Raw genomic sequence first — 26,306 nt, forward strand, 5'->3', positions numbered from 1 at the left:
CCTTCACAAAAATCAATGTCGTCCATGACATTGATCAGCGTAGACGACATATCGAGCAGCATCGTTCTTACGATATGTCAAAATCGCTGCTTGCAAGGGGGAGAACTCAACTACTTGGCTTTTTTGAGACATTTCTTGCAGAAAGCTCCATGCCAGTTTTTAAAAAAATTGGCTGGTAGACAAACCGCCCTGCCCGGCCCATCAATAAAAGGAGCTTTTGATGCCATCACCCATATCGAGCCCAACGCAACTGGATAGACAGGCCCTGCAAGGCACCTGGGAACAAATTGCCCTGGAAGACAGTGGTGTCATTAATCCACCGGACGAGCACAGTGCGCCAGGTGCGCTGACCACGATTGACGGTGATCGATTCCGGGTCGAGACCGTCGACGGCAACGTACTGCTAGAGGGGTGTTTTAGCCTGGACGCCAGCACCACGCCCAAAAGCATCACTTGGATAGATTCCATAGGGGCCGACGCCGGCAAATGCCTGCCGGCCAGCTACACCTTGGATGACAGGCACTTCGTGTTCATCGCAGCGGATGAAGGCATGCCCCGGCCAACGCGTTTCAGTACGACGCCAGGGCAAACCATGCGCACGTTTGTGCGCAGGTCTTGAGCAGGCAGGTTTTTGCGACAGGATTTTCACAAAGTGTTCACCTTTGACGCGTTAGGTTAAACCCAACTCCTCAGATGAATCCCTTGGCCCGCCGCCCCAGCGGGCCTTTTTTTTGCCTTCAGGCCGAGCGTTTTACCGCAGTCAGCGTGTAGCACATGGGCAATTGCGCGGCCTGGTTTTCGTACCGGTCGTACAGCTCTTCGCGATTGGAGTGCGGGTATTCCTGCAAATGACTGATCTGCAGCCCTGCCGCGATGGCCGCGCTGACAGTCTCCCCCAGGGTATGCACAAACCAGTAGGACGTGGCGGCGGCACTTTTGCTGGTGCCTTCATAGACGATTGCCTCGTTCTGCACAAAAGGCTCGCGGCGAAAGTAGGAGGTGGCCGGCAGCATCGGGTTGGCCGCTTCGGGGTCGAACACTTCCAGGAATGGATGGGTCTCGTAGATCACCAGCGTGCCCCCCTCTTTCAGGGTGCTGGCAACATGCCGCATAAACAGCCCGATATCTGGCATCCAACCCAGCACGCCGATGGTGATCAGGGCGATATCAAACCGCCCCAACACACGCTCGGGCAAATGATGAACATCGGCTTCGATAAATTCAGGTGCATGCGGCGAGCGGCTGGCCAGTTCCGCCGCCTGCGCCAGAAACGCATCGGACTGGTCGACCCCGACCACACTGCGGGCGCCAAGCCCATACAGCGACAGGCTCTCACGGCCGTTGTTGCAGCCCAGTTGCACGGCGTCCCGACCCTGTATGCCCACCTGCAACAACACTGAGGTCAGGGTGGGATCCAGGCAGCTGAAGTCGGGCTCGCCGACGCCGGCGAGCAGGCCTTGCCAGTGCTCGGTGGTTTTATGGTGTTCGGCGGATTCGTTCCAGGCGGCCTTGTTACTGGCGATCGCCTGTTGAGCAGACAGCGTGTCCATTGCGTCTCCAAACCATTGAGCGTGCGCAACAGGATGGCAATGAGCGCCGTCAAAAAAAGAAGGTGGTTCGCCCCGCACCGACAGCCTCGCCATCCTTGAACCGGTAAAGAGCCATCACTGCAGGGCGAACGGTGGAAACTTAATCCACGGCCATTGGATGTTCAACTGTTATCAACCACAAACCTGACAATCGATACAATTTCGATACAACTCGATGAATTTTGTAGAATTTCCCGCCAGAAAAGACCCGCGCCGCACTTCTTGGCGCCGGACAAGCCTGCCTGTCATATAACTCGCGCCTCACATATGCGACAATGCGCGCCAAATTCCAACATGCACCCCATATTTTCTGCTCGGCGACTGGGCTTCACGCCTTGATGTCGCTGTTGACGCATGCCCGTTGGCCCGGGCTCCGAATGGGTCCCGGCCCAAATAAGCGCACCCCAAGCTATTGATAGGTAAAGTAATTGATCTCCACAGCTAACATCACCATGCAGTTCGGCGCCAAGCCGCTGTTTGAGAACGTCTCGGTCAAGTTCGGCGCCGGTAACCGTTATGGTTTGATCGGTGCCAACGGTTGCGGCAAGTCGACCTTCATGAAAATCCTCGGTGGCGACCTCGACCCGTCCGGCGGCCAGGTCATGCTGGAACCGAACGTGCGCCTGGGTAAGCTGCGCCAGGATCAGTTCGCCTACGAAGAATTCAACGTGATCGACACCGTGATCATGGGTCACGAAGAGCTGTGGAAGGTCAAGGCCGAGCGCGATCGCATCTACTCGCTGCCGGAAATGAGCGAAGAAGACGGCATGGCCGTGGCCGAGCTGGAAACCGAATTCGCCGAAATGGACGGCTACACCGCCGAATCCCGTGCCGGTGAACTGCTGCTGGGCCTGGGTATCGGCATCGAGCAGCACTTCGGCCCGATGAGCGAAGTGTCCCCAGGCTGGAAGCTGCGCGTACTGCTGGCCCAGGCGTTGTTCTCGGATCCGGAAGTGCTGCTGCTCGACGAACCGACGAACCACCTGGACATCAACACCATCCGCTGGCTGGAAAACGTCCTGACCCAGCGTAACAGCCTGATGATCATCATCTCTCACGACCGTCACTTCCTGAACAGCGTGTGCACGCACATGGCTGACCTGGACTACGGCGAGCTGCGCCTGTTCCCGGGCAACTACGATGAGTACATGACCGTGGCCACCCAGTCCCGCGAGCAGTTGCTGTCGGACAACGCCAAGAAGAAAGCGCAGATCTCCGAACTGCAATCGTTCGTCAGCCGTTTCTCGGCCAACGCCTCGAAAGCCAAGCAGGCCACTTCCCGCGCCAAGGCGATCGACAAGATCCAGCTGGCCGAGGTCAAGCCTTCGAGCCGTGTGAGCCCGTTCATCCGCTTCGAGCAGACCAAGAAGCTGCATCGCCAGGCGGTCATCGTCGAGCACATGGCCAAGGGCTTTGACGGCAAGACCCTGTTCAAGGACTTCAGCTTCCAGGTTGAAGCGGGCGAGCGCGTGGCGATCATCGGCCCGAACGGTATCGGCAAGACCACCCTGCTGCGCACCCTGGTCAACGAACTGACCCCGGACGCCGGCAGCGTGAAGTGGACCGACGCGGCTGAGCTGGGCTACTACGCCCAGGACCATGCCCACGACTTCGAAGACGACGTCACCTTGTTCGACTGGATGGGCCAGTGGGCCCAGGGCGAACAAGTGATCCGCGGCACCCTCGGCCGCATGCTGTTCTCCAACGACGAGATCCTCAAGTCGGTCAAGGTCATCTCCGGTGGTGAGCAAGGTCGCATGCTGTTCGGCAAGCTGATCCTGCAAAAGCCCAACGTGCTGGTCATGGATGAACCGACCAACCACTTGGACATGGAATCCATCGAGGCGCTGAACCTGGCGCTGGAGAACTACCCGGGCACGCTGATCTTCGTCAGCCACGACCGTGAGTTCGTATCGTCCCTGGCCACTCGCATCATCGAGCTGAGCCCAAGCGGCGTGATCGACTTCAGCGGCACCTATGACGACTACCTGCGTAGCCAGGGCGTGGTGTTTTAAGGGCAGCCAATAGCGGCTGGCTACACGCTGCAAGTAAAAGCCCCGTCAGCAGTGACGGGGCTTTTTGCATTTCCAGGCTCGACCAACGGAGCGTCCAGCCGATGATTGTTAGCCTGCTTCCTTTTCTCCCCAGCCCTTGCCATGATGCGCTCACCGCCCTGCCGCGAATGAGCCTCCATGCCTGCCGCCCCCAGCTCCCTGTCGATCACCCTGCAGATCGTCTCCATCGTCTTCTATACCTTTATCGCGTTTATCTGCATCGGCCTGCCGATTGCGGTGATTCCCGGCTACGTCCATGAACAACTGGGCTTCAGTGCGGTAGTGGCGGGCATCACCATCGGTTCGCAGTACCTGGCCACCCTCCTCAGCCGGCCCATGGCCGGGCGCATGTCGGACAACGTCGGCACCAAGCGCGCGATTGTGCTCGGCTTGAGCGGCATCCTGCTCAGCGGCGTCTTGACCCTGCTCGCCACTGCGCTGCAAAGCCTGCCCAATCTAAGCCTGGGAATTCTGATTGTCGGCCGCGTGCTGCTGGGCGTGGCCCAGGGCCTGATCGGTGTCGGCACTATCAGTTGGTGCATGGGCCAGGTCGGCGCCGAACACACCGCCCGCTCGATCTCCTGGAACGGCATCGCGTCCTACGGCGCTATCGCCATTGGTGCGCCGCTGGGTGTGGTGATGGTTGCGCAATATGGCTACAACAGCCTCGGTATCGCGCTGGCGGTGCTGGCCGGGCTGGGCCTGGTGCTGATTCGCAAAAAGCCCTCGGTGCCGGTGGTGCGCGGCGAGCGCCTGCCGTTCTGGGCGGTGTTCGGGCGGATTGCGCCGTTTGGCGCCAGCCTGTGCCTGGCATCCATTGGCTACGGCACCCTGACCACCTTCATTACCCTGTTCTACCTGAGCCGCGGCTGGACCGGCGCCGCCTGGTGCCTGACGGTGTTTGGCATCTGCTTTATCCTCTCGCGCCTGCTGTTTATCTCCAGCATCAACCGCTTTGGCGGGTTTCGCGCAGCGATTGCCTGCATGACCCTGGAAACCCTCGGCCTGGCCCTGCTATGGCTCGCACCCTCTCCCGCCATCGCCCTGGTCGGCGCCGGCCTCACCGGCTTTGGCCTGTCCCTGGTGTACCCGGCATTGGGCGTCGAAGCTATCAAACAGGTGCCCAACAGCAGCCGGGGCGCGGGGCTGAGTGCCTATGCGGTGTTTTTTGACCTGGCGCTGGCGATTGCCGGGCCGTTGATGGGCGCGGTGGCGTTGAACCTGGGCTACTCGTGGATTTTCTTTGGCGCGGCGCTACTGTCCGTCACAGGCCTGGGCCTGACCCTGCTGCTGATGCGCCGGGCCTATTGATCGGCGGTCTGTAGGCCGGCCCGCGAGTGCTGGCCAAGGGTGCGCCCGAAAAAACGCCCGGCCTCGGAAATCAGGTCACGGTGAATGCCCTCGCGGTCCACCCCATCGGCATCCGTACACAGCGCCGGCATCAGCGCCAACTGCTCATCATCGCAAGGAGCCATGAAGATAAAGTGCCCGGCCCCGGCCAACAGCTTGAAATCCGGCGGCTGCGGCAGCTTGCGCGCCAGGGCGGCGGCGTTTTTATCCACGGCCACCAGCTTGTCACCGTCGCCGCTATACAGCAGCACCGGCACATGCACGTCGCCCAGGGTGTGCCGACCAAACATCAGGCTCAGCGGGGCCATGAGCATCAACGCATGGATCCGGGAGTCGGCCTGGGGTTGCAGGTCATCGCGGTCGACCACCAGCTCGCCCTTGGTCGTGCAAGCGTCACGGTCTTCGGGGCGTTCCATGCAATAGCGGCGCAAACGCTCGAAATCCGGCTTGGCCCCGGCCAGGATCAGCGCCGTCTCGCCGCCCGCCGAATAGCCGATCACGCCCACCTGGTCGACATTGACGAACGGCGACAGCATTGGGTCGCCCAAGGTGGCGCTAATCGCTGCCGAAATCTGGATCGGGCGGCCATACAGGTTGCTCAAGGTGCCCAGGCGGCTGTGGTCCTTGTAGTTGTCGCCAGGATGCAGCACCGCCACCACCACAAACCCCTTGCGCGCCAGCGACGTCGCCAAATCGTGCAAGGCCAGGGGTGTGCCGGTGTTGCCATGGGACAACATCAGCAGCGGGAAACGGCCAATGGCGACCTTGGCATCCTCGGTGGCGGCGACGCGATAGGCGCCCACCTGGCTGATATGTTCGCGGCCGGTGGACGGATAAAAGGCGATGGCTTTCATCGGCTGCGAATCCAGCGGGTCGAGAAAGCTCATGCGGTGATAGCCCACGCTCCAATGGGGGTGCGGGGCCACGGCGGCGTGCACTGGAACGAGGCCGCCGAACAGGGAAACCAGCAAGACTGCACAAAGACGCATCATGGGGATGTCCACCTGTGCTGCGTGACGCCTGCGAGTGGGCGGTATGGCCCTGTGTTGCATAACCTGCGCCAGATTCGCCCACCCAAAACAAAAAACTCCGTAATCCGCTGGTTTTCAGGTCAGCAGAATACAGAGTTTAGGCGCCTCGAATCAGATTGATAGCGAGCCGCGGTGAAATCTCCTACGCAGCGACGAACAGTTGCTCGCTGATCTGCGCATTGGCGTCGTTCAGCGCCTTGCTGCGTGCTTCGTCACCATAGGCCAGGCCGTGGGCACGTACGAACTCAACGTCGGTAATGCCGAAGAAGCCCAGCAGCACCTTCAAGTAATCCTCGTGCGCCACACCGGTCGGCTGGCCCACGTGCAGGCCACCGGCGGTGGAGACCACGATGACTTTCTTGTTGCCGCACAGGCCTTGCGGGCCGGCTTCGGTGTAGCGGAACGTCTGGCCGGCAACAGCAATGCGGTCGATCCAGGCCTTGAGTTGGGTGGGGATGGTGAAGTTGTACATCGGCGCGGCGATGACCACCGCGTCGGCCGCCAGGAACTCGGCCAGGGTCGAGGCGCTCAGGTCGGCTTCGTGCTTCTGCACCGCATCACGCAGTTCGGCAGCGGTGCCCAGGGCGCCCAGGGTGATCCCGGAAAAATGGTTGATCCCTTCGCTGGCCAAGTCGCGGTAGGTGACTTCCACACCCGGCTCGGCCGCTTGCCAGGCCTTGACCACTTCGCGGCTCAACTGACGGGATACCGAGTTGTCGCCGAGGATGCTGGAATCGATATGCAAGAGTTTCATGTGGGATCTCCAAGTGAGGACCGCCACCGGGCGATCTGATGGAGAGAATCCTACAGATCAACCCAATAGCCGATTAGCCGGTTAAAATGCGATAGTTCGTCCCACTGACAGGACAATAGGCCCAACATGCAAGACCTCAATGACCTCTACTATTTCGCCAAGGTGGTGGAAGCCGGTGGCTTCGCGGCCGCTGGCCGGCTGCTGGGGATCCCCAAGTCGCGGCTGTCACGGCGCATTGCCGAACTGGAGGAACGCCTCGGCGCCCGCCTGTTGCAGCGCACCACCCGGCAACTGACCCTGACCGCCGTCGGCGAACGCTACCTGGGGCATTGCCAGGCGATGCTGCTGGAAGCGGAAATGGCCGACGAAGCCGTGGCCAACATGTCCAGCGAGCCCCGTGGCCGCCTGCGCGTCAGTTGCCCGGTGGGCCTGGCCCACGAAATCCTGCCGACGGTGGTGGCGCAATTTCTCGCAGCCCACCCGCTGGTGCAATTGGAGATGATGCTGATCAATCGTCGCGTCGACCTGGTAGCCGAGGGCGTGGACGTGGCCCTGCGCGTGCGCGAACTGGGGGACGAAGACCCGCTGCTGGTGACCCGCCGCCTGCGTCAGGCGCAGACGGCCATGGTCGCCAGCCCCGAGTTTGTGCGTGGCCATCAGATCAACACCCCGGCCGACCTCAAGCACCTGCCGGTATTGGGCGCCCTGGAAGCCGACCGCATGGTCCACCTGCGCATGCTCGACCCTGCCGGCAATGCCACCGACCTGGCCATGGAGGCACGCCTGGGCATCGACGACTTCCTGGTGCGCAAGGCCAGCGCCCTCGCCGGCTTGGGCTTCACCGTGCTGCCGATGATGTATTGCGAGCAGGAGTTGGAAACCGGCCAGCTGGTGCAATTGCTACCCGAATGGTCACTGCCTGGCGGCTGGCTGCAAGCGGTGTACCCGCACCGACGCGGCGTATCCCCAGCGGTGCGCGCCTGGATCGACTTTTTGGCCCACGCCTTCAACAATTGCGGAGATCGCCTGATATGAACACCCGGATCATGACCGAAGACGACGTCGCCCAGTTCTGCCTGGGCCTGCCCGGTGCGCGCGAGGATTACAAATGGGGTGGAGTGCGGGTGTTCTCGATTGCCGGCAACAAGATGTTCGCGTTGCAGAACCTGCGGGGTGACTCCCTGGCGTTCAAGGTCGACAAGGAGCTGTTCCTCGGCCACGTGGACCGCCCGGGCATCCACCCGGCGCCGTACCTGGCACGCGCGCAGTGGATCATCATGCAACTGCCCTACCCGCTGGGCGGCGAGGAGTTGCGCGGTTTGCTGCAGCGCTCCCACCAGTTGGTGGTGAGCAAACTGCCCAAGCGTACGCAGATCGGCCTGAGGCTGGACGAGTAAGCCAGTCCAGGTCGTCTTGCACACAACTTGATCATCGAGACATGCACATACCCCTGTGGGAGCGCAGCTTCGCTCCCAAGCCCCACACAGCTAGAAGACCGCCAGCAGCGTGCCACCCAGAAACAACTGATCGATCCAGAACACCTGGTGCAGCACCACGATCAACCAGAACACCACCTGATACGACACCTTGCGCGTCTTGTGGCGAAACACCTGCTGTGCCACCAACGCACCGGGCCAGCCACCGGCCAGCTCCATCGCGTGCAGGATCTTTTCCGGGGTGCGCCAGCTGTCGCTCTGGGCCTTGCGCTTGTCGCTCCAGTACAAGCAAAACGTCACCACACTGACCAGCCCATAGGCCGCCAGCGGGATCAGCGACACCCCGCGATACGCCAGCAGTGCCGCGCCAAACAACGGCACGGCACACAACAGCACAAACACCAGGGCCTTGAAGCGCGGATGCTGGATGGTCATCACGCCTTGGCCGCCGCCCAGTCAATCCAGCCGAACTGCCAGGTGGCCAGGATCAGCAAGCCGAACGCAATGCGGTACCAGGCAAACACTGCGTAGCTGTGGCTGGCGATGAACTTGAGCAGACCGCGCACCGCAATCATCGCGAAGATGAACGAGACCACAAAGCCGAGGGCGAACACCGGCAGGTCCGCAGGCTGGAACAGCTCACGGTACTTGTAGCCCGAATACACCGCCGCGCCGACCATGGTTGGCATTGCCAGGAAGAACGAGAACTCGGTCGCCGTCTTGCGCGACAGGCCGAACAGCAGGCCGCCGATGATGGTCGAACCGGAACGCGACGTGCCCGGAATCATCGCCAGGCACTGGGCAAAGCCGACTTTCAAGGCGTCTTTCCAGGTGATGTCATCGACGGTTTCGGCATGGATGACATGCTCGCGGCGCTCGGCCCACAACATGATCACCCCACCGATCACCAGCGCAGTGGCCACGGTGATCGGGTTGAACAGGTATTCGTGGATCAGGTCGGCAAAAATCACCCCCAGCACCACCGCCGGCAGGAAGGCGATCAGCAGGTTGATGGTAAAGCGCTGGGCGTTGCGCTGGGTCGGCAGGCCGGTCACCACGTCAAGGATCTTGCGCCGGAACTCCCAGACCACCGCCAGGATGGCGCCCAGTTGAATGATGATGTTGAACGCCATGGCGCGTTCGCCACCGAAGTCGAGCAAATCGGCGACGATAATCTGGTGCCCGGTACTGGAGATCGGCAAGAACTCCGTCAGCCCTTCGACAATGCCAAGTATCAGTGCCTGAAAGGCGGTCCAAAGATCCATTATTCCCCCAAAAGGTCATGCGACGGCATGCCTCGTTGATATTTTCTAGGTGTTCACTAACGATGAGCACGCTGCAAGGCCGCGCGCAGGATCAAGGCTGAACTGCAAAAATTCTGTGAAAAATCAGGCAGCACTCAGGTTTTTTGATTCCGGGCCGAAAGCCTATCAGACAAGCCCGGATTTCGCTTCGCGTTATCACTGGCTGATCAACGCAGCACCGAAAATTATAAGAACGCGGAGTGACAAGACTATGAATAGTTTGCGCAATATGTCGATCAGCCGGCGCCTCTGGATGATCCTGATAGTCGCCGTGTTGATGTTGCTGACCCTGGGTTTGCTGATGCTCAAGCAGATCCACAACGACCTCTACCAGGCCAAGAGCCAGCAGACCCAGCATGTGGTACAGACCGCCAGCGGGATTCTGAATTTTTATCACAGCCTCGAAACCACCGGCGTACTGACCCGCGAAGCCGCGCAGAAGCAAGCCCTGAGCGTGGTGCGCGGGCTGCGCTATGACCAGGATGACTATTTCTGGATCAATGACCTGACGCCGGTGATGATCATGCACCCGGCCAACCCCAAGCTTGACGGCCAGAACCTCTCGGCCATCCGTGATCCGGACGGTTTTGCGGTGTTCAACGAATTCGTCACCCTGGCCAAGGCCAAGGGCGCCGGCATGGTCGATTACCGTTGGCCGAAACCTGGCGCGGCTGAGCCCGTGGCCAAGACCTCTTATATCCAGTTGTTCGAACCCTGGGGCTGGATCATCGGCTCCGGCGTCTATGTAGATGATGTGCAGGCACAGTTCCGTGGCCAGGTGTGGGAAGCCTCGCTGATCGGCCTGGGCATTGCGCTGATCATGGCCCTGCTGGTGGTGCTGATTGCCCGCAGCATCGTGCGCCCGCTGCAAGAAGCGGTGCATGCCATGGCCAACATCGCCAGCGGTGAAAGCGACCTGACCCGCAGCCTTGACACCCATGGCCAGGACGAGGTCACGCAACTGTCGCGGCACTTCAACACCTTCACTGCCAAGCTGCGCCAGGTGGTCAGCCAGTTGCAGGTGTGCGCCAATGCCCTGGGCCAGTCGTCCGCCGAACTGGGCAGCAACGCCAGCCAGGCCCATGACCGCAGCCAGCAGCAGTCCCAGCAGATGGAGTTGGTGGCCACCGCTATTAACGAAGTGACTTACGGCGTGCAGGACGTGGCCAAGAATGCCGAACACGCCGCCAGCGAAATGCGCGATGCCCAGACCCAGGCCGAACAGGGCCAGGTCAATATCGACGGCAGCCTGCAACAGATCGACGCGCTGTCCGGCACCATCAGCCAGGCGGTGGAAGTGATCCGCACCCTGTCCACCGAAAGCACGCAGATTGGCGGGGTGCTGGAGGTGATTCGCTCGATTGCCGACCAGACCAACCTGCTGGCCCTCAACGCCGCCATCGAAGCCGCCCGCGCTGGCGAACAGGGCCGTGGTTTTGCCGTGGTTGCCGATGAGGTGCGCCTGCTGGCCCAGCGTACGCAAAAGTCCACCGCCGAAATCCAGAGCATGATCGAACGCCTGCAAGGGCATTCCGAAGCGGCAGTCAAGGTGATCAGCGACAGCCACCAGGCCTCGCAATTGACCATCGAACAAGCCGGCCAGGCGGGCGCCAGCCTGAATGCCATCGGCCAGGCCCTGCGCAACCTCAACGGCCTCAACGCCTCGATTGCCAGCGCAACCCTGCAACAGGCCCATGTGGTGGAAGACATCAACCAGAACGTGACCCAGGCTGCCGGCCTGTCCCACAGCACTGCGCTGGCAGCCCAGCAGTCGAGTGTGGCCAGCGTGCACCTGAAGGACTTGAGCGAAGAGCTCAACGGCCTGCTGCGCCAGTTCAAGGTCTAACGCCCACTGTGTAGGGGCTGGCTTGCCAGCGCCTACAGGGGTTCTGCATTTGCCTGGGAGGTTGGGTACAATCGCCCTCCTCTTCGACTCTTCCAAGGAATCCCATGTCCGGGCTTGAACTGTTTGCCGCCGCGCTGGGGGTGATTGCCGTCTGGCTGACGGTCAAGCAGAACCCATGGTGCTGGCCGATCGGCCTGGTCATGGTGCTGCTGTACACCTGGGTGTTCTTCGAAGTGAAGCTGTATTCGGACATGCTGCTGCAAGTGGTCTACGCCGGCCTGCAAGTCTACGGTTGGTGGCAGTGGACCCGCGCCGGCGAGGTCAAGCAAGGGCGCCAGGTCACCCGCCTTGGCGGCCAGGCCATCCTCCTGAGCCTGACCATTGGCGCCGTGGGCAGCCTGTTGCTGGGCGCTGCCATGGCCCACTGGACCGATGCCGCGCAACCCTGGCTGGATGCCGCCCTGACCGGTTTCAGCCTGGTGGCGCAGATGTGGATGGCGCAAAAACGCGTGCAATGCTGGGCGCTGTGGATTGTGGTCGATGTGATTTTTGTCGGTCTGTTTGTCTACAAAGGGCTGTACCTGACAGCCGCGCTCTACGCCTTGTTCACCGTGATTGCCGTGCAAGGCTGGCGCGAATGGCGCGCCGACCCGGCGTTGCGCACATGAAGGTGCTGGTGATGGCAGGCCCCGAGTCCAGCGGTAAGAGCTGGCTGGCCGAGCAGCTGCAAGCGCATTTCGGCGCGGTGCTGGTGGGCGAATATGTGCGCTATTTCATCGACCATTACCAGCGTGACACGACCCTGGCCGACATCCCGGACATCGCCCGTGGCCAACTGGCCTGGGAAGATGCCGGCCGCGCCCGGCAGCCGCAACTGTTGATCCTCGACACCCACTTGCTGACCAACAAGCTCTGGAGCCTGACCCTGTTTGGCGATGCCCCGGCATGGCTCGATGAGGCGCTGCTGGCCCGCCACTACGACCTGCACCTGCTGCTGTCGCCCGAAGGCATTGGCTGGACCGCCGATGGCCAGCGCTGCCAGCCAGACCTGGCAGACCGCCAGGCCTTCTTCCAGGCCAGCCGCGACTGGCTGGAGCAGCATCACCAGCCCTTCAAGGTGATTGGCGGGGATTGGCAGGCGCGGCATGACCAGGCCTTTGCCGCCGTGACGCGCCTGCTCGCCGACTAAATCCCCTACTCGTGGATCACCTGCCGTTGATACTGCGGATCAGCCTTGATCTGCTGCTCGGTAAACGGCAACGGGCTGAGTTTTTTCGCGGAAAACGCCTGGGTCTGGTCCTTGAAGTGAGGCGACGCCGGATCGCTGGACAGCGAGAACGCCAACACGCCTTCGGCCTTGGGCCCCTGCTCGTCGAAAGTGACAATCTGCAAGTAACTGCTGCCGCTGACCACCTCGCGCTTGCCATCTGCCCTCGGCACGCTTTGCATGGCGTTGTAGATGCCCAGCTCCTGCGGCCCGCCATGCATCGGCGTGCTGCCCGAGACCTGGATATCGCCCCAGCGCGCGCCCTCCTGCAAGCCCGACTCGCTCACTTGGGCGATTGACGCCAGCATCGCCTCACGCAATGCCTTGGTCACCTGCGGCTGTTCGATGAGCAAGCCGCGTGGGGTGGTTTGCGCGTGATCCGGGTCGAACGCAACGCGCCACACATCCGGCACTTGCTGCATGTGCTCCATGACCTGGATGAAATGCACCAGGCCCAGGCCGCTGTCGAGGTTGGCTTTCTGGTCCCAGTCCTTGAGGCGGGTGCACAGGGGTTTCAGGGTTTCATCCGTCTGTTGCGCGCAGAACTTGAGCAAATCCGGCATCACCTGGCCGGCCAGGTACACCTGGTTGTCCAGCACCATATGTTGCAGGTCGGCGATGGTGATCGGCTGTTTGTCCAGGTCCTGCAAGCGCTGCAAGGCAAAACGCGAACGGGCGCCCAGGGCTATGTGATCCTGGCTGATCACCGGCGAGAAGCCGGCCAGCGGCGCCTTGGGGTTGGCCATCCAGGCCGAATCATTGGAGTGCTGTACGTAATCCCGGCGTTCCAGCTGCGGCAGTTGATCAGCGGCGAAGATCCCCGGCTGCGCCGCGCGCGGGTCGATATCCCAGGCGCAGGCACTGTGGGCACCGTCGAGCATGATCATCTGCAGACCAGCACGCGGGTCGCTGCATTGCTCGAGTTTTTTTGCACTGACGTTCGGTACCACCGACAGGTTCATGTACAGGCTCTGCCCCTGATCGTCCGCTGCCAGGGTGTTGACCCAGGGAATGCCTTGCAGGCGGTGTACCGAGGCTTGCAAGTCCTTGAGGCTGCGGGCCTGGTTCATCGCGTACCACTGCTGCAGTACGCGGTCATTACCCAGGTTGGCATCACGCAGGCTGAAAGCGTATTGCCCGTTCCAGTCGAGCTTGCCCGGCCATTGCACCACCGGCCCGAACTGCGAACTGTAGACCGTTTGGGTGTGGGGCTCGGCGCCCTTGACCTGCACGGTCACCTGGGTTTTCTGCAGGGGGATCGACTTGCCGTCAAGCAAGTAGCGGGTTGGGTCCTTCGGGTCCAGGGTCAGGCGATACAGGGTGAAATGCTTGGATGTGTCCACCGTATGGGTCCAGGCCACATGCTGGTTGAAGCCGATATTGACCACCGGCAGGCCCGGCAAGGCGGCGCCCATTACATCCAACTGGCCAGGGATGGTCAGGTGCATCTGATAAAAGCGCATGCCGCCGATCCATGGAAAGTGCGGATTGGCCAATAACATGCCGCGCCCATTGAACGAGCGCTCGCTGCCCACCGCCACGGCGTTGCTGCCGCGATCCAGGGCAAAACGCTGCTGCTTCAAGGTGGCGACCTCAAACGCTCGCACATTGCCCTGCACCGCCACGCCTGGCTGGGGCGGTGTCGCCCCCGCCAAGGCCTCGGCAAATTGCCCCACCCCACCTTCCACCAACAACCTGCGGGTCAGCTTGACCAGGTCATTGGTAGTGATTGGCCGCACCCAGGCGCCCTGGCACTGCATCGGCCGGTCCTTTGTCCCGCGTTCTTGCAGGTAACGGTTGTACCCCGCCACATAACCTGCAAGACGCTGCTGCATCTGCGGGGTCTGAGCCTTCCAGAATGCCGTCACTGCTTCGGGCGTATTGAGCCAAGTAAAGAACACATCGCTGGTCAGGTTGTTGCGCTCTTCCAGGGTCGCCTGCTCGGCACCGAAGTAGCGAGCGCGCTGGCCATTGACCGTCACCACTTCGTTGGCCAACAGGCACAGGTTGTCCTGCGCGTAGGCATAGCCGATGCCATACCCCAGGCCTCGCTCATCGTTGGCGCGGATATGCGGGATACCAAACCCGGTGCGGCGGATATCGGCGCTCAGCGCACCCGCCTGCACGTCGCTCACCTGGCGGGCCGTCGCACACAGGCTCACCCCCAGCAACACACCCGCCACGCAAACCCTGGACAACCCGTTGGAAATAATCACGCAGACCCCATCATCAAGCCAAATTGAACGCCCAAGGCGGGGCCGACTCGCCAATGCCAGCCCATGGATAGAGACGTAGAAATCCGCAGAAATTTAGGCCGCGCGCGGCTTATTTACCGGCGCCAGGAATGTGACAGACGTGATACTGACAAAATTTATACAGGTTGGACTTCATGATTTGCGCGGCTCATACGTCTTATTAACTAAGAGCACCATCATTTTCCTGATCAGGCTCTGATAAGGAGTTTTTGCATGTACAACCCGCAACTGCCCACGGACGGACATTTTATGGCACACGACGCCGCTTTCGGCGCGGATACCCAAGCCTTCGCCAAGGCAACCGAGCATCAAGGCAACCAACGCATCCGGCATCTGCTCAAGTGTTTTGGGTTGCGCACCAGCCTGATCCGGCTGAAAGTCATCGACGCCCTGCTCACGGCAGCCGACAACGGCCGCTCGCTGGGGGTACGGGGCGTGCACAGCCATTTGCTGGAACTGGGCATCCCGTTATCGTTTCTCAGTGTGCGCGAGGTGCTCAAGCGCCTGTGCAGCGAGGGCTTGATCACCCTCAACAGCGATAAAAGCTACAGCCTCCATGAAGAGGCTGTGAAGGTCCTGGATTCCGGTGCCTGACTTACAGGTTGGGCTTGACCTTGCGGCGCATGATGCCGTTGATCACCACCACAATCACTGCCACGGCAATGGCGATGTACTGGAACGTCTTCTCACTGATGGCGCCGATGTTCTGCAAATAGGACAGGCCAAACATCGTGCCGAGGACGACCAGGGAAATTAGAATCGAGTAAATCAAGCGTTGCTTCTGGGTCATGACGGGTTCCTGAAACCTGAAAGTTGTATCCACTGTTTATCGCAAGCCATGCCAAGGGCATACCCTATTTCGGGGATGACTCAGGGTGGGCGTGAATTCATGTTACAGGCGATCAGCCACTTTGGCTTGTCTTGCACCCGATCACCTGGCAGTTATCTCTGTTGACAATTCACCGTGGGATAAATCGGACCAGCTTCGCCACTTAGCCTGGGAAAACTGAAGGCCTGAATGCTTTCAGAAGTGTCGTCCCACACAGGTGAACCGCGATGCCCCCAATTGCAGTAATACCTTTCACTCCAGGTTTTGCGACAAACGGAATATCCCCTTCCCCCAGGGCGCTCCAGGCAGCGGTTGAGCCATCAACCGTCGTGCACAACACGCCACCTACCCAGGCAGAAACCCGCAGCCCCGACCTGAAGCGGGCCCTTGGGGACCAGCGTAACTGGCAATCCCTGACGCAGCTTCTTGACCAGGCGGCCCAAGGCCTGGCACCCGAAGCCGACGCGCAAGCCGTGGCGTCAGCGTTGGCCGGGGTGACGTTTACCCCTGACGTCGACTCTTCGTATGTTCAGCAACAACCTTCCCGGGATACAACCACCGTCGACCTTGAACGGTTCTTGATAAAGAGCGACGTCAGACTGCCGCGTACCCGAACCGAATTGTCGGACCTGGCTAAAGCTATGGCAATTCAGGCGTTGCAGCCGCCATACGGCAATTACGGTGGTGGACTGTCCTGGCCTTTACCCCTGAGCGTTTCGCAACAGCAGTCTGTCCTTACGCTCTTCACGACCAACTCGGCAGGCTTATCAGACCTCCCCTTGATAGACCATCGCGCCGGGCCGCTGGGTTATCTTGCCGACGCCGTGCCGTTGTCCGGGGCCGAACTCCAGGACCCCGGCCAGGCGCTGGAAAAACTTATCCAGTCACCCCGCGGGCAAGCGCTGGGGCAGGCAATCCAAACTCATCTTAACGGTGTCCAGACACCAAGCAGCACCCGCGACTACGTGTTGACAGCAATCAACCTGGGGCTCGATTCAGAATCCATCAGCCACCCCCAGAGAAATACAGTCGCAGGCTTTGACCTCGCCCAGGAGCAACATTGGGGCAAGTCGCCCTCCTCTATTGTCAACGCCCTGCGCAACCATCTGGTCACGACCGGCAAGGCCACCATGGCGACCGCTCAACTGGGAGCGCATCTGTTGCTGGCGCGTCTTGCACCTCAGTTCCTGGTCAAGGATATCCCTGACAAAGTGACCTATGGCAGCCAGTCCTGGGCCAGCTTTCACCTGGCGGTGGCAAAGATAGAAGCCAGCACACCAGGCGTTACGCCACAGATGAGTTACGCCCAGGTCATGAGCATCGCCGATGCCAGCGATGCATCTGTTTACGATGCAACCCAAACGGCTGTGTTAATTGACTGGGCGGTTGCCAACGGCGTTCTCGATAAAAAAGATGACAGCCTTTACAGCAGCGCTGAAATCGAACGCGCCCGCAGCGACTTCAACCAGCAACTGGATGAGCGGGCAACTGCTTCGAGCCAGCTGCGCACGCCAATACCCGACCTGAAGCAAATCGCGCTGGCCAAGCTTGAGCAACAATTTGGCAAAGGCATTCCCTTCGAAGAAAAATGTATCAAGGCTGATTATTACTTTCGCAGCGCCAAGATTCATCAGGGCACCTACTCGATGCTGGACATCGCGATGATGGACCATCACGACGTTCCCAAATGGAAAGCGACGGACAGTCGCATCCCGATCGACAGCCTTAACGCGCGCGAGAAAGTCAACGTATTCGACAGTTTCAAAACAGCATTCGACGACACTATCAGCGTACAAAAACAAGGCATTAAAACCGCGATAAAACACATGATTGCCCAGTTACCGTTAGCCGATCGTAAAAACCTTGAGTCGGGGGAGATCCACTTCTATCAAGAAAGGACGTATACCATCGCGACGGATTTTTTTTCGCCGCCCGCCCTCACTTCAAAAAGCAAAAAAATGCTGATCAAAGTCGGACGCGATAACCCTCCAATCGTGTATGAAGTTGATCTGGCAAAAGGTGCTATCGCCCGGGGAAAACTGTCGCTGACAGAGTTCCGTAACGCCAACAGGCTCCATAGAACAGAGGAGTTCAACATCGGCGATGCCGAACGCCCAGCGCGGCTGGACGCAACTCCCGGCAGTGCGTTGCCGCCACAGAGTTTTTCCAGCGTCAGGACGCAGGATATCGCTGATGCGTTTGTCGAGGCCTTTGACCTGGATAACGCAGACGTGCTCAAACAGGCGCGGGGGGTCACCACCTTTGACGAGGAGCAAGCCTCGCGAGACAAGGTCAATGAATTGCTGTTGAACCTGATTCCGCTGAGATCGGCCATTGTCAACTTTCAACAGGGCAACTACGCCGACGGCGTGATGGATTTGGGGCTGGACCTGCTGGGTTTTCTGACCGCAGGCGCGGCAACGTCTGCCAGGGCAGGGAAAGTGGTATCGACGGCAACGTCCAGCACGGCCAAGGCACTGGGACTGGCAAGAGCGATTGGCGTCAGCGCTATCGAGGTCCTGAACCCTCTGAGCGGCGTAGGAGACTTGCTGATGGGCACAGCGCGACTCGCCAAAACGGGCGCCAAGGGAGCAGCCCATAAGATACAAGCGCTGCGGGGCAGCGCAGACAGCTATGACTTGGTGGCCGCCAGCCAAAAATACGACGCTGCAGCAACAGGCACATTCAAGTACGCCGACCAATCCGGCGACACGCTCGCGGTGCAGCAACAGGGCAAATGGTACGCCTACGATGAAGGTACCCAACAGGCCTATGGCAGCCCTCTTGAAGATTTCACCCCCTTGAACACGTTGATGCCAGTCAATCGTGATTGGCTCACCCTGCATCATCCACACTCTCGGCGCTACAACCCGCTGCAACGAATCTGGCGCAAGGTCTACCCAGCAGCCCCACCGCCGCCGCCAAAAGCACTACCCAGCGGGGATTACGCACTCAGCATGAAGGGAAAATGGCAGGGTGAGCACTTCTCAAGCCAAAATGCATTAGTCGATACCGCGTTGAAATTTGAGAGCGATATGCATGCCTACTTCAACTCGGCAAATGCAGGCAACATCCCACCACGGCCTGCGATTCCATCTATCCCCACCCCCGTTCCAGCATCAGAAGTAATCACCAAAGGATTACAGGCATCCGATGGCCTGGTGTTTGGAGAGAACCATGGAGAAAGGGCCAGCTTCCAACTCCTCTACGACAACATGGATTTATTCGTTCGGCAAAAAGTAAAAAGGGTCTATATCGAAGGCGTGGCGGATTACCCTTCAGGCATCAGGGACGACGGTATTGGCTGGCTTGGGGATACAAACCAGAAACGCACCCAACCGAACTTTGAAGAGCTTAAACGCAAGTTCGAAGAAAATGGCATAGAGGTGCTTCCTCTGGACCATGTCTATTTAACACAACGATATAACCCAACACTCTCCACAAAAGAATACAGCGTTGCTGATGCCAAGGAGCGGCTCGAACGATTCAACTATTACGCCGCACAAACCATCAAGGCAACCAGCGGCGGTGAGAAGTGGATCGCCTTGGTCGGCCGGTTCCATACAAATACCCAGTTGGGGGTGCCCGGCATGGCTGAATTGACTGGAGGCCTGAGCATCGGCATTTTTCCAAAAAAAATGACCGGTCCCAGCGATGGATTGACCAATACGTTTGTTGTGCCACCGGGCCACGTACCGGGTCCGACGACTCCGATGGGAGACCTGACAATCTCGTTTCAGGTCAGGCACCCCCAACCTTGATCAGCATATAGATATGAAACACAGGTCCTACGCCGGACCTGTATTTCAGATGATTCTACCCACGCATTACTTGTCCTTGAACTCTGGAGTGCGCTTGGCCACGAACGCGGCCATGCCTTCCTTCTGATCCTGAGTGGCAAAGGCTGCGTGGAACACCCGGCGCTCAAAACGCACACCTTCCGAAAGGCTGACTTCAAAAGCGCGGTTCACGCTTTCCTTGACCATCATGCTGATCGGTACCGATTTGCTGGCGATCAGCGCCGCAACCTTGAGCGCCTCGTCCAGCAGTTCGTCCGCCGGCACAATCCGCGCGACGATGCCGCAACGCTCGGCCTCCACCGCATCGATAAAACGCCCGGTCAGGCACATTTCCATGGCCTTGGCCTTGCCCACCGCACGGGTCAGGCGCTGGGTGCCGCCCATGCCCGGCAGGACGCCGAGGTTGACTTCCGGCTGGCCGAACTTGGCCGTATCGCCGGCCAGGATAAAGTCGCACATCAACGCCAGTTCGCAGCCGCCACCCAGGGCAAAACCGTTGACCGCCGCGATGATCGGCTTGCGGCGGTTGGCCACACGGTCGCTGTCGCTGAACAGGTCGTCGAGGTAGATCTGCGGGTAGGTCAGCTCGGCCATTTCCTTGATATCGGCGCCAGCGGCAAAGGCTTTCTTGGAGCCGGTCAACACGATGCAGCCGATCTCGGGATTGGCTTCCAGGCTGTCCAGGGCCTGGTTCACTTCGCTGACCAATTGCGCGTTCAAGGCATTCAGCGCTTGCGGGCGATTGAGGGTAATCAGCCCGACACGGCCTTGAACGTCGAGCAAAATGGTTTCGTAACTCATCGATCCGTTCCTCTTCAAAGATTGCGCGAAATGACCATGCGCTGAATATCACTGGTGCCTTCATAAATCTGGCAGACCCGCACATCACGGTAGATCCGCTCCAGCGGGAAGTCGCTCAGGTAACCGTATCCGCCCAGGGTTTGCAAGGCGGCAGAACAGACTTTCTCAGCCATTTCCGAGGCAAACAGCTTGGCCATGGACGCCTCCACCAGCGCAGGCTTGCCGCTGTCGCGCAGGGCGGCGGCGTAGTGCACCATCTGCCGGGCCACGGCGATCTGGGTGGCCATGTCCGCCAGGCGAAACGCCACGGCCTGGTGCTCGATCAGCGGCTTGCCGAAGCTTTCCCGCTCGCGGGCGTAATCACGGGCCGCTTCAAACGCGGCGCGGGCCATGCCCACCGATTGCGAGGCAATGCCCACGCGACCGCCCTCAAGGTTAGCCAGAGCGATTTTGTAGCCTTCGCCCTCCTCGCCCAGGCGGTTGGCGACCGGCACCTTCACATCCTCAAACAGAATCTGGCAGGTGTCGGATGCATGCTGGCCAAGCTTGTCCTCGACCCGCGCGACGGTGTAGCCAGGCGAGTCGGTGGGCACGATAAACGCGCTGATCCCACGCTTGCCGGCCGCAGGATCGGTCACGGCAAACACAATCACCACCCCGGCGTTCTGCCCGGAGGTGATGAACTGTTTGCAGCCATTGAGCACGTAGTGATCGCCCTCCAGGCGCGCGCGGGTCTTCAGGCTGCTGGCATCGGACCCGGCCTGGGGCTCGGTCAGGGCAAACGCACCGAGCATCGCGCCGCTGGCCAGGGGCTTGAGGAATTGTTCTTTCTGCTGGTCATTGCCGAACTTGAGGATGGGCACGCAGCCCACCGAATTGTGCACGCTCATGATGGTCGAGCAGGCGCCATCACCGGCCGCAACCTCTTCCAGGGCCATGGCATACGCCAGGTACCCAGTGTCGCAGCCGCCCCACTGTTCCGGCACGAGCATGCCGAAAAAGCCCAGCTCGGCCATCTCAGCGATAGCCTCCCTGGGGAAGCGATGCTCGCGGTCCCACTCGGCAGCGAACGGTTTGAGCCGCTCCTGGGCGAATTGCCGGGCCGCATCGCTGATTTGCAGTTGTTCGTCATTGGGCAACATATAGTTTCCTTAATCCAGGCACTCGATAGCCATGGCCGTGGCTTCACCGCCGCCGATGCAGATGGCGGCAACGCCGCGCTTGAGGCCCCGCTGGCGCAGCGCCGAAAGCAGGGTCACGAGGATCCGCGCACCGGATGCGCCAATCGGATGCCCCAGGGCGCACGCGCCACCGTGGATGTTGACCTTGTCGTGGGGGATTTCCAGCTTGCTCATGGTCACCAGGCTGACCACGGCAAAGGCCTCGTTAATCTCGAACAGGTCGACGTCACCCAGGCTCCAGCCGGTCTTGCTCATCAGCTTGCGAATCGCCCCCACCGGTGCCACCGGAAACAGCCCTGGCTCATCGGCAAAGGCCGCGTGGCCGTGGATCACTGCCAGGGGCTTGAGCCCGCGCTTTTGCGCTTCGGACTGGCGCATCAAAAGCAAAGCCGCCGCACCGTCGGAGATCGAGCTGGAGTTGGCCGCCGTCACCGTGCCGCCTTCGCGGAACGCCGGCTTCAAGGTGGCGATCTTGTCCAGGCGCGCCTTGGGCGGCTGCTCGTCGTCAGTGATGGTCTTTTGTTCCTTGCCCACGGTGACCTGCACCGGGACGATCTCGGCGCTGAAGCGCCCGGCACTGATCGCCTGCTGCGCGCGGGTCAGCGAGGCAATGGCAAAGGCATCCTGGGCTTCGCGAGTAAAGCCATTGGCTTCGGCACAATCCTCGGCAAAGGTGCCCATCAGGCGGCCCTTGTCATAAGCGTCTTCGAGGCCATCGAGGAACATATGGTCCAGGACCCGGCCATGGCCCATGCGGTAGCCGCTGCGCGCACGGTCCAGCAGGTAAGGTGCGTTGGACATGCTCTCCATACCGCCTGCAATCACCACCTGCACGCTGCCGGCCAGCAGCGAGTCATGGGCGAGAATCGTCGCTTGCATGCCCGAACCGCACATCTTGTTGAGGGTGGTACAACGTGTCGATTTATCCAGGCCGGCCCCCAGCGCTGCCTGGCGTGCCGGCGCCTGACCGAGACCTGCGGGCAGCACGCAACCGAACAGCACTTCATCCACGGCGTCGTGGGCGATACCGGCGCGCTCGACGGCAGCGCGAATCGCGGCGGCGCCCAGTTGCGGCGCGGTCAGGCCCTTGAGTTCGCCCTGGAAGCCGCCCATGGGTGTGCGTACGGCGCTGACAATAACAATGGGATCGTGGAGCTGAGTCATGACAAATCCTCCTTACTTGGCCGCCATGCGCAAGGCACCGTCAAGACGGATCACCTCGCCATTGAGCATGCTGTTTTCAATGATGTGCCGGACCAGCGCGGCGTACTCGGCCGGCTTGCCCAGGCGTGGCGGGAACGGCACACCGGCGGCCAGGGAATCGCGAACTTCCGGGGTCATGCCGGCCATCATCGGCGTTTCAAAGATGCCCGGGGCGATGGTCATCACGCGGATGCCGAAGCGCGCCAGTTCACGGGCGGCCGGCAGGGTCAGGCTGGCAATCGCGCCCTTGGACGCCGCATACGCAGCCTGGCCGATCTGCCCGTCGAAGGCCGCCACCGAAGCGGTGTTGATGATCACGCCGCGCTCACCGTCGGCATCGGCCGGGGTTTCGGCAATCGCCGCCGCCGCCAGGCGCAGCAGGTTGAAACTGCCGACCAGGTTGACATTGATCACCTGGGCAAAGCTGGCCAACCCATGCGGGCCGTTCTTGCCGAGGATTTTCTCGCCACGCACCACGCCTGCGCAGTTGATCAGCCCATGCAGGCCGCCAAACGCTGCAACCGTTGCTTGTACTGCCGCTTCGGCGGCGGCTTCCTGGCTGATATCCGCCACCACGCTGCGCGCCTGCGAGCCCAGCTTTGCAGCCTGGGCCGCCACGGCGTCGGCGTTCAGGTCCACCAGCATCACCTTGGCGCCCGCCGCCACCAGCATCTGGGCAGTGGCCGCGCCGAGGCCCGAAGCGCCACCGCTGACCATAAATACCTTGTTCTCAATCTGCATCATTGTTTCCTTGAAGAGGGATCAAGCCGTGGTCGCTGCCTGGACCTTGGCGATTTCCTGGTTACGCAAAATAAACCGTTGCAGCTTGCCGCTCGGGGTCTTGGGCAGGTCGCTGACAAATTCGATTTCCCGTGGGTAGGCGTGGGCCGCCAGGCGCTTGCGCACATGCTGGCGCAGTTCCTCGGCCAACTCGGCGTCGGCGCGGTACTGGCTGTTGATCACCACGAAGGCCTTGACCAGTTCGGTGCGCTCGGCGTCCGGCTTGCCGACCACCGCGGCTTCGATCACCGCCGGGTGCTCGACCAAGGCGCTTTCCACATCGAACGGCCCCACGCGGTAGCCGGAAGTGGTGATCACATCGTCACTGCGCCCGACAAAACTGATGCTGCCATCGGGGTTCAACTCCACGGTGTCGCCGCTCAAGTAGTACTTGCCGACGAAGGCCTTGGTCTTGACCCCGTCGTAGCCTTCGAACCAGCACATGGGTGACTGCTCGCGGTCGATCGCCAGGATGCCCGGCTGGCCGGCGGGCAATTCCTGGTGGTTGTCGTCCAGCACCACGATGCGGTGCCCCGGCGAGGCAAAGCCGGCCGAGCCGACATGCACCGGGTGTTCCAGGCCGTGGTGGTTGCACAGGACCATGCCCAGTTCGGTCTGGCCGTAGTGGTCGTGGATAGTCACACCCAGGTTATCGGCAAACCAGCGGATCACTTCCGGGTTCAACGGCTCGCCAGCGCTGCTGACAATGCGCAACCGGCCCTTGATCGAGCGCGCGAACTGCTCGCCACCGGCGATCAGCAGGCGGTAGGCCGTCGGCGAGCCGGTAAGGTTGGTGATCCCGTACTTATTGATGACCCGGCAGGTGCTTTCCAGGGTGAACGGGCCATCGTAGAAGGTGATCGGATGCCCCATGGACAGTGGCCCGGTCACACCGAAGTAGATGCCATAGGCCCAGCCCGGATCGGCGACGTTCCAGAACGCATCTTCGGGGCGCAGGTCCACGGCGTCACGGGTGTAGCTCTGGAACGCGACCAGGGCCTTGAGCGGCACGGCCAGGGCCTTCGACGGGCCGGTGGTGCCAGAGGTGAACATCAGCAGGAACGGATCGTCTGCGCCCAGCAACACCGGTTCGCACACATTCGAATAGTTGGGCAACTCGGCCCAGAAACTGAAATCGCCGCGCACAATGCCTTCGCCCTTGGCGCCGGCCACGGTGACGATGGTCGGGCAGTCGGTGACTTCGGCCAGCTTGCTGCGGTTGACCGCGTCGGTCACCACCAGCGCCGCGCCGGAGCTGTTCAAACGGTGTTCGATGGCCTTGGGGCCGAACGCGGTGAACAGCGGCTGGTAGACCGCGCCGATGCGCCAGGTGGCAAGCACCGTCACCAGCAATTCAGCAGTGCGCGGCAACAGGCCGGCCACCTTGTCGCCACGCTTGACGCCCTGGGCCAGGAGGAAGTTGGCCAAACGCGCGGCCTGATCCTGCAACTCGCTGAAGGTGACGGTGGCGCTACGACCATCCTTGCCCTCCCAGAACAAGGCAATGCGCCCCGGCAGCACGTGCCGGTCACAGCATTCGACGCAGGCATTGAGCCCTTGCAGGTGGCCGGCCAGTGCGGCCTCGACGGTTTGCTGGTAGTTGAACTGGGTGGTCGCAGCCAAATAATCGCGCATCGTGGCAAATCCCTGTGTCTTTTGTTGTTTTGGGGGGCGTGCTTTTGCGGGGTGAAGCTGCGCAAATAGTGGCGCCAGAGCGGCGCATGGACAATGGTCAAAGCTTTCAATGTGGCTGACTGGTTTGGCCAATGGCGCCGTGGAACAAACCGTTGGGTCATAGAGGCCAACAATCAGCCGGTCAACCCAAGCGATTGGACGCCCCGCCCACCAGCTTCTAATCTGAGGGCCTGCGCCACCGAAGAAGCCCCCTCGATGATTGTTCGCCCCAAACCCAACCTGTTCGGCATCCTGTTCTCCCTCAAGGGCTCGATTGCCAAGCGCATTGCCCTGCGCAGCCTGCTGGTCACGCTGCTGGCCTCGGTGATCGTGTTGGTGGAAACCCTGCACCCAGCCTATTTCTCCAAGGTCAACGCCACGCCGTTCACCCTGCTGGGGCTGTCGCTGTCGATCTTCATGAGTTTTCGCAACAACGCCTGCTACGACCGCTGGTGGGAAGGCCGCAAGCAATTGGGGCAGATGGTCATTGAAATCCGCTCGCTGATCCGTGAGAGCCAGGTTTTTACCCTGCCCGGCGAGCGCGAATGCCTGTTGCGCGGCCTGTGCGGCTTTGCCCACGGCCTGGTGGCGCGCCTGCGCCTGGAAGACGAAGCCAGTGCCATCAAGCCGTGGATCAACGTGGAACCCCGCCACCCGAACCCGCCCGACCGCATCCTGCAAACCCTCGGGGCCCACTGCTCGGACGCCGCGCAACAGGGGCGGATCAGCGACTGGCGCTACACCCAGCTGGAAACCCGCCTGGTCGGCCTGAGCCAGGTACAGGCTGCCTGCGAGCGGATCAAGAGCACGCCGCTGCCCTTTCCCTACACCTTGCTGCTGCACCGCACCATCTATCTGTTCTGCATCCTCCTGCCGTTTGCCATGGCCGAGCCCCTGGGCTGGCTAACGCCGATTTTCACCGCCATTGTCAGCTACACCTTCTTTGGCCTGGATGAGATCGGCGACGATCTCGAAGACCCTTTTGGCTTCGATGAAAACGACCTGCCGTGCAATGCCATCGTGCGTACCCTGGAGCGGGAGATCCTCGCGGCTCTCGGCGAAACCACCCTGCCGGCGCCCCTGGAGCCCGTGGACTACGTACTGACGTGACACAGGTTTGACACTCGTCGGTGTCTGACCGAAGCTGACCAC

23 protein-coding genes are annotated in these 26,306 nt (G+C 61.0%); 11 read left to right on the top strand and 12 right to left on the bottom strand.

Translation table 11 applies throughout. The features are described 5' to 3' along the window. Nucleotides 1-220 precede the first annotated feature (220 nt). Entirely contained in the window at nt 221-619 is a 399-nt protein-coding gene (locus HBO11_RS07925) for a TIGR03067 domain-containing protein (protein ID WP_169957309.1), read from the top strand. A 118-nt stretch (nt 620-737) separates the two neighbouring features. Here the strand turns inward: HBO11_RS07925 and HBO11_RS07930 are convergent, their stop codons facing one another. Continuing rightward, a complete protein-coding gene (locus HBO11_RS07930) occupies nt 738-1,550 on the bottom strand; it encodes a class I SAM-dependent methyltransferase (protein ID WP_169957310.1) in 813 nt (270 codons plus the stop codon). 467 nt (nt 1,551-2,017) lie between these two features. Between HBO11_RS07930 and HBO11_RS07935 the strand changes: the two genes are divergently transcribed. Further along, nucleotides 2,018-3,604, top strand: a complete 1,587-nt coding sequence (locus tag HBO11_RS07935) for an ABC-F family ATPase (RefSeq protein WP_169957312.1) — start codon at nt 2,018-2,020, stop codon at nt 3,602-3,604. A gap of 177 nt (nt 3,605-3,781) precedes the next feature. Then, complete coding sequence (locus tag HBO11_RS07940) at nt 3,782-4,954, top strand: MFS transporter (protein ID WP_170041489.1); 1,173 nt, start codon at nt 3,782-3,784, stop codon at nt 4,952-4,954. Here HBO11_RS07940 and HBO11_RS07945 read toward each other — a convergent pair. Both HBO11_RS07945 and HBO11_RS07950 read right to left on the bottom strand, forming a co-directional pair. Next, nucleotides 4,948-5,985, bottom strand: coding sequence for a dienelactone hydrolase (locus tag HBO11_RS07945; protein ID WP_169952457.1), 1,038 nt, complete (start codon nt 5,983-5,985; stop codon nt 4,948-4,950). The two genes, HBO11_RS07940 and HBO11_RS07945, sit on opposite strands and share 7 nt — an antisense overlap. Before the next feature lie 181 nt (nt 5,986-6,166). Continuing rightward, on the bottom strand, nt 6,167-6,778 hold the full coding sequence (locus HBO11_RS07950; protein WP_169952460.1) for an FMN-dependent NADH-azoreductase: 612 nt from the start codon (nt 6,776-6,778) through the stop codon (nt 6,167-6,169). 126 nt (nt 6,779-6,904) lie between these two features. On the opposite strand from HBO11_RS07950, the gene HBO11_RS07955 reads away from it, so the two are divergent. After that, on the top strand, nt 6,905-7,813 hold the full coding sequence (locus HBO11_RS07955; protein ID WP_169952462.1) for a LysR substrate-binding domain-containing protein: 909 nt from the start codon (nt 6,905-6,907) through the stop codon (nt 7,811-7,813). Nucleotides 7,814-7,824: 11 nt separating this feature from the next. Then, on the top strand, nt 7,825-8,175 hold the full coding sequence (locus HBO11_RS07960) for an MmcQ/YjbR family DNA-binding protein (RefSeq protein WP_057440098.1): 351 nt from the start codon (nt 7,825-7,827) through the stop codon (nt 8,173-8,175). 90 nt (nt 8,176-8,265) lie between these two features. Here the strand turns inward: HBO11_RS07960 and HBO11_RS07965 are convergent, their stop codons facing one another. Then, nucleotides 8,266-8,649, bottom strand: coding sequence for a DUF1294 domain-containing protein (locus tag HBO11_RS07965; RefSeq protein WP_169952859.1), 384 nt, complete (start codon nt 8,647-8,649; stop codon nt 8,266-8,268). Then, nucleotides 8,649-9,479 (bottom strand): undecaprenyl-diphosphate phosphatase, encoded by an 831-nt coding sequence (locus HBO11_RS07970; protein WP_169952464.1) that lies wholly within the window; start codon nt 9,477-9,479, stop codon nt 8,649-8,651. The genes HBO11_RS07965 and HBO11_RS07970 overlap by 1 nt, the downstream gene beginning before the upstream one ends. Nucleotides 9,480-9,729: 250 nt before the next feature. On the opposite strand from HBO11_RS07970, the gene HBO11_RS07975 reads away from it, so the two are divergent. The 3 genes from HBO11_RS07975 to HBO11_RS07985 all read left to right on the top strand — a co-directional run bounded on the left by HBO11_RS07975 (nt 9,730) and on the right by HBO11_RS07985 (nt 12,553). After that, nucleotides 9,730-11,364 carry a methyl-accepting chemotaxis protein gene (locus HBO11_RS07975; RefSeq protein ID WP_169952467.1) on the top strand — a complete coding sequence of 545 codons (1,635 nt, stop codon included), beginning with the start codon at nt 9,730-9,732 and terminating at the stop codon, nt 11,362-11,364. A 104-nt stretch (nt 11,365-11,468) separates the two neighbouring features. Then, on the top strand, nt 11,469-12,032 hold the full coding sequence (gene pnuC, locus HBO11_RS07980; protein WP_169952469.1) for a nicotinamide riboside transporter PnuC: 564 nt from the start codon (nt 11,469-11,471) through the stop codon (nt 12,030-12,032). Continuing rightward, nucleotides 12,029-12,553 carry an AAA family ATPase gene (locus tag HBO11_RS07985; RefSeq protein WP_170041626.1) on the top strand — a complete coding sequence of 175 codons (525 nt, stop codon included), beginning with the start codon at nt 12,029-12,031 and terminating at the stop codon, nt 12,551-12,553. Before pnuC ends, HBO11_RS07985 begins: the two co-directional genes overlap by 4 nt. A gap of 5 nt (nt 12,554-12,558) precedes the next feature. On the opposite strand, the gene HBO11_RS07990 is transcribed toward HBO11_RS07985, so the two are convergent. Then, nucleotides 12,559-14,847 carry an acylase gene (locus tag HBO11_RS07990; RefSeq protein WP_169952471.1) on the bottom strand — a complete coding sequence of 763 codons (2,289 nt, stop codon included), beginning with the start codon at nt 14,845-14,847 and terminating at the stop codon, nt 12,559-12,561. Between the two features lie 252 nt (nt 14,848-15,099). Here HBO11_RS07990 and HBO11_RS07995 point away from each other — a divergent pair, with 252 nt between their 5' ends. After that, entirely contained in the window at nt 15,100-15,480 is a 381-nt protein-coding gene (locus tag HBO11_RS07995) for a fe2+ zn2+ uptake regulation protein (protein ID WP_169952473.1), read from the top strand. Between the two features lies 1 nt (nt 15,481). Here HBO11_RS07995 and HBO11_RS08000 read toward each other — a convergent pair whose 3' ends face one another. Next, nucleotides 15,482-15,676, bottom strand: coding sequence for a hypothetical protein (locus tag HBO11_RS08000; RefSeq protein ID WP_057440092.1), 195 nt, complete (start codon nt 15,674-15,676; stop codon nt 15,482-15,484). Nucleotides 15,677-15,942: 266 nt separating this feature from the next. Between HBO11_RS08000 and HBO11_RS08005 the strand changes: the two genes are divergently transcribed. After that, entirely contained in the window at nt 15,943-19,476 is a 3,534-nt protein-coding gene (locus HBO11_RS08005) for a membrane-targeted effector domain-containing toxin (protein WP_170058859.1), read from the top strand. Nucleotides 19,477-19,542: 66 nt separating this feature from the next. Here the strand turns inward: HBO11_RS08005 and HBO11_RS08010 are convergent, their stop codons facing one another. Genes HBO11_RS08010 through HBO11_RS08030 form a run of 5 tightly spaced genes read right to left on the bottom strand, consistent with a single transcriptional unit; the run spans nt 19,543 to nt 25,115 of the window. Then, nucleotides 19,543-20,316 (bottom strand): enoyl-CoA hydratase, encoded by a 774-nt coding sequence (locus HBO11_RS08010; RefSeq protein WP_169952477.1) that lies wholly within the window; start codon nt 20,314-20,316, stop codon nt 19,543-19,545. A 14-nt stretch (nt 20,317-20,330) separates the two neighbouring features. Beyond that, the gene (locus HBO11_RS08015) at nt 20,331-21,458 is read right to left on the bottom strand and encodes an acyl-CoA dehydrogenase (protein WP_115128144.1); all 1,128 of its coding nucleotides are present in this window, start codon (nt 21,456-21,458) and stop codon (nt 20,331-20,333) included. A 9-nt stretch (nt 21,459-21,467) separates the two neighbouring features. Further along, nucleotides 21,468-22,661 (bottom strand): acetyl-CoA C-acyltransferase, encoded by a 1,194-nt coding sequence (locus tag HBO11_RS08020; RefSeq protein ID WP_169952479.1) that lies wholly within the window; start codon nt 22,659-22,661, stop codon nt 21,468-21,470. A gap of 12 nt (nt 22,662-22,673) precedes the next feature. Then, the gene (locus tag HBO11_RS08025) at nt 22,674-23,441 is read right to left on the bottom strand and encodes an SDR family NAD(P)-dependent oxidoreductase (protein ID WP_169952481.1); all 768 of its coding nucleotides are present in this window, start codon (nt 23,439-23,441) and stop codon (nt 22,674-22,676) included. Between the two features lie 21 nt (nt 23,442-23,462). Then, nucleotides 23,463-25,115 (bottom strand): AMP-binding protein, encoded by a 1,653-nt coding sequence (locus HBO11_RS08030; RefSeq protein WP_169952483.1) that lies wholly within the window; start codon nt 25,113-25,115, stop codon nt 23,463-23,465. A gap of 255 nt (nt 25,116-25,370) precedes the next feature. Here HBO11_RS08030 and HBO11_RS08035 point away from each other — a divergent pair, with 255 nt between their 5' ends. Continuing rightward, nucleotides 25,371-26,264 carry a bestrophin family protein gene (locus HBO11_RS08035; RefSeq protein ID WP_169952485.1) on the top strand — a complete coding sequence of 298 codons (894 nt, stop codon included), beginning with the start codon at nt 25,371-25,373 and terminating at the stop codon, nt 26,262-26,264. Nucleotides 26,265-26,306 lie beyond the last annotated feature (42 nt).

It is taken from the genome of Pseudomonas sp. WS 5010 (assembly GCF_012985565.1).
In the GTDB taxonomy this organism is placed as follows: domain Bacteria; phylum Pseudomonadota; class Gammaproteobacteria; order Pseudomonadales; family Pseudomonadaceae; genus Aquipseudomonas.

Excerpts from the sequence above, each read along its gene's own strand:
- HBO11_RS07925 (WP_169957309.1), top strand. The coding sequence starts at position 221 with ATGCCATCACCCATATCGAGCCCAACGCAACTGGATAGACAGGCCCTG.
- HBO11_RS07930 (WP_169957310.1), bottom strand. The coding sequence starts at position 1,550 with ATGGACACGCTGTCTGCTCAACAGGCGATCGCCAGTAACAAGGCCGCC.
- HBO11_RS07940 (WP_170041489.1), top strand. The coding sequence starts at position 3,782 with ATGCCTGCCGCCCCCAGCTCCCTGTCGATCACCCTGCAGATCGTCTCC.
- HBO11_RS07945 (WP_169952457.1), bottom strand. The coding sequence starts at position 5,985 with ATGATGCGTCTTTGTGCAGTCTTGCTGGTTTCCCTGTTCGGCGGCCTC.
- HBO11_RS07950 (WP_169952460.1), bottom strand. The coding sequence starts at position 6,778 with ATGAAACTCTTGCATATCGATTCCAGCATCCTCGGCGACAACTCGGTA.
- HBO11_RS07955 (WP_169952462.1), top strand. The coding sequence starts at position 6,905 with ATGCAAGACCTCAATGACCTCTACTATTTCGCCAAGGTGGTGGAAGCC.
- HBO11_RS07960 (WP_057440098.1), top strand. The coding sequence starts at position 7,825 with ATGACCGAAGACGACGTCGCCCAGTTCTGCCTGGGCCTGCCCGGTGCG.
- HBO11_RS07965 (WP_169952859.1), bottom strand. The coding sequence starts at position 8,649 with ATGACCATCCAGCATCCGCGCTTCAAGGCCCTGGTGTTTGTGCTGTTG.
- HBO11_RS07970 (WP_169952464.1), bottom strand. The coding sequence starts at position 9,479 with ATGGATCTTTGGACCGCCTTTCAGGCACTGATACTTGGCATTGTCGAA.
- HBO11_RS07975 (WP_169952467.1), top strand. The coding sequence starts at position 9,730 with ATGAATAGTTTGCGCAATATGTCGATCAGCCGGCGCCTCTGGATGATC.
- pnuC (WP_169952469.1), top strand. The coding sequence starts at position 11,469 with ATGTCCGGGCTTGAACTGTTTGCCGCCGCGCTGGGGGTGATTGCCGTC.
- HBO11_RS07985 (WP_170041626.1), top strand. The coding sequence starts at position 12,029 with ATGAAGGTGCTGGTGATGGCAGGCCCCGAGTCCAGCGGTAAGAGCTGG.
- HBO11_RS07995 (WP_169952473.1), top strand. The coding sequence starts at position 15,100 with ATGTACAACCCGCAACTGCCCACGGACGGACATTTTATGGCACACGAC.
- HBO11_RS08000 (WP_057440092.1), bottom strand. The coding sequence starts at position 15,676 with ATGACCCAGAAGCAACGCTTGATTTACTCGATTCTAATTTCCCTGGTC.
- HBO11_RS08005 (WP_170058859.1), top strand. The coding sequence starts at position 15,943 with ATGCCCCCAATTGCAGTAATACCTTTCACTCCAGGTTTTGCGACAAAC.
- HBO11_RS08010 (WP_169952477.1), bottom strand. The coding sequence starts at position 20,316 with ATGAGTTACGAAACCATTTTGCTCGACGTTCAAGGCCGTGTCGGGCTG.
- HBO11_RS08015 (WP_115128144.1), bottom strand. The coding sequence starts at position 21,458 with ATGTTGCCCAATGACGAACAACTGCAAATCAGCGATGCGGCCCGGCAA.
- HBO11_RS08020 (WP_169952479.1), bottom strand. The coding sequence starts at position 22,661 with ATGACTCAGCTCCACGATCCCATTGTTATTGTCAGCGCCGTACGCACA.
- HBO11_RS08025 (WP_169952481.1), bottom strand. The coding sequence starts at position 23,441 with ATGCAGATTGAGAACAAGGTATTTATGGTCAGCGGTGGCGCTTCGGGC.
- HBO11_RS08030 (WP_169952483.1), bottom strand. The coding sequence starts at position 25,115 with ATGCGCGATTATTTGGCTGCGACCACCCAGTTCAACTACCAGCAAACC.
- HBO11_RS08035 (WP_169952485.1), top strand. The coding sequence starts at position 25,371 with ATGATTGTTCGCCCCAAACCCAACCTGTTCGGCATCCTGTTCTCCCTC.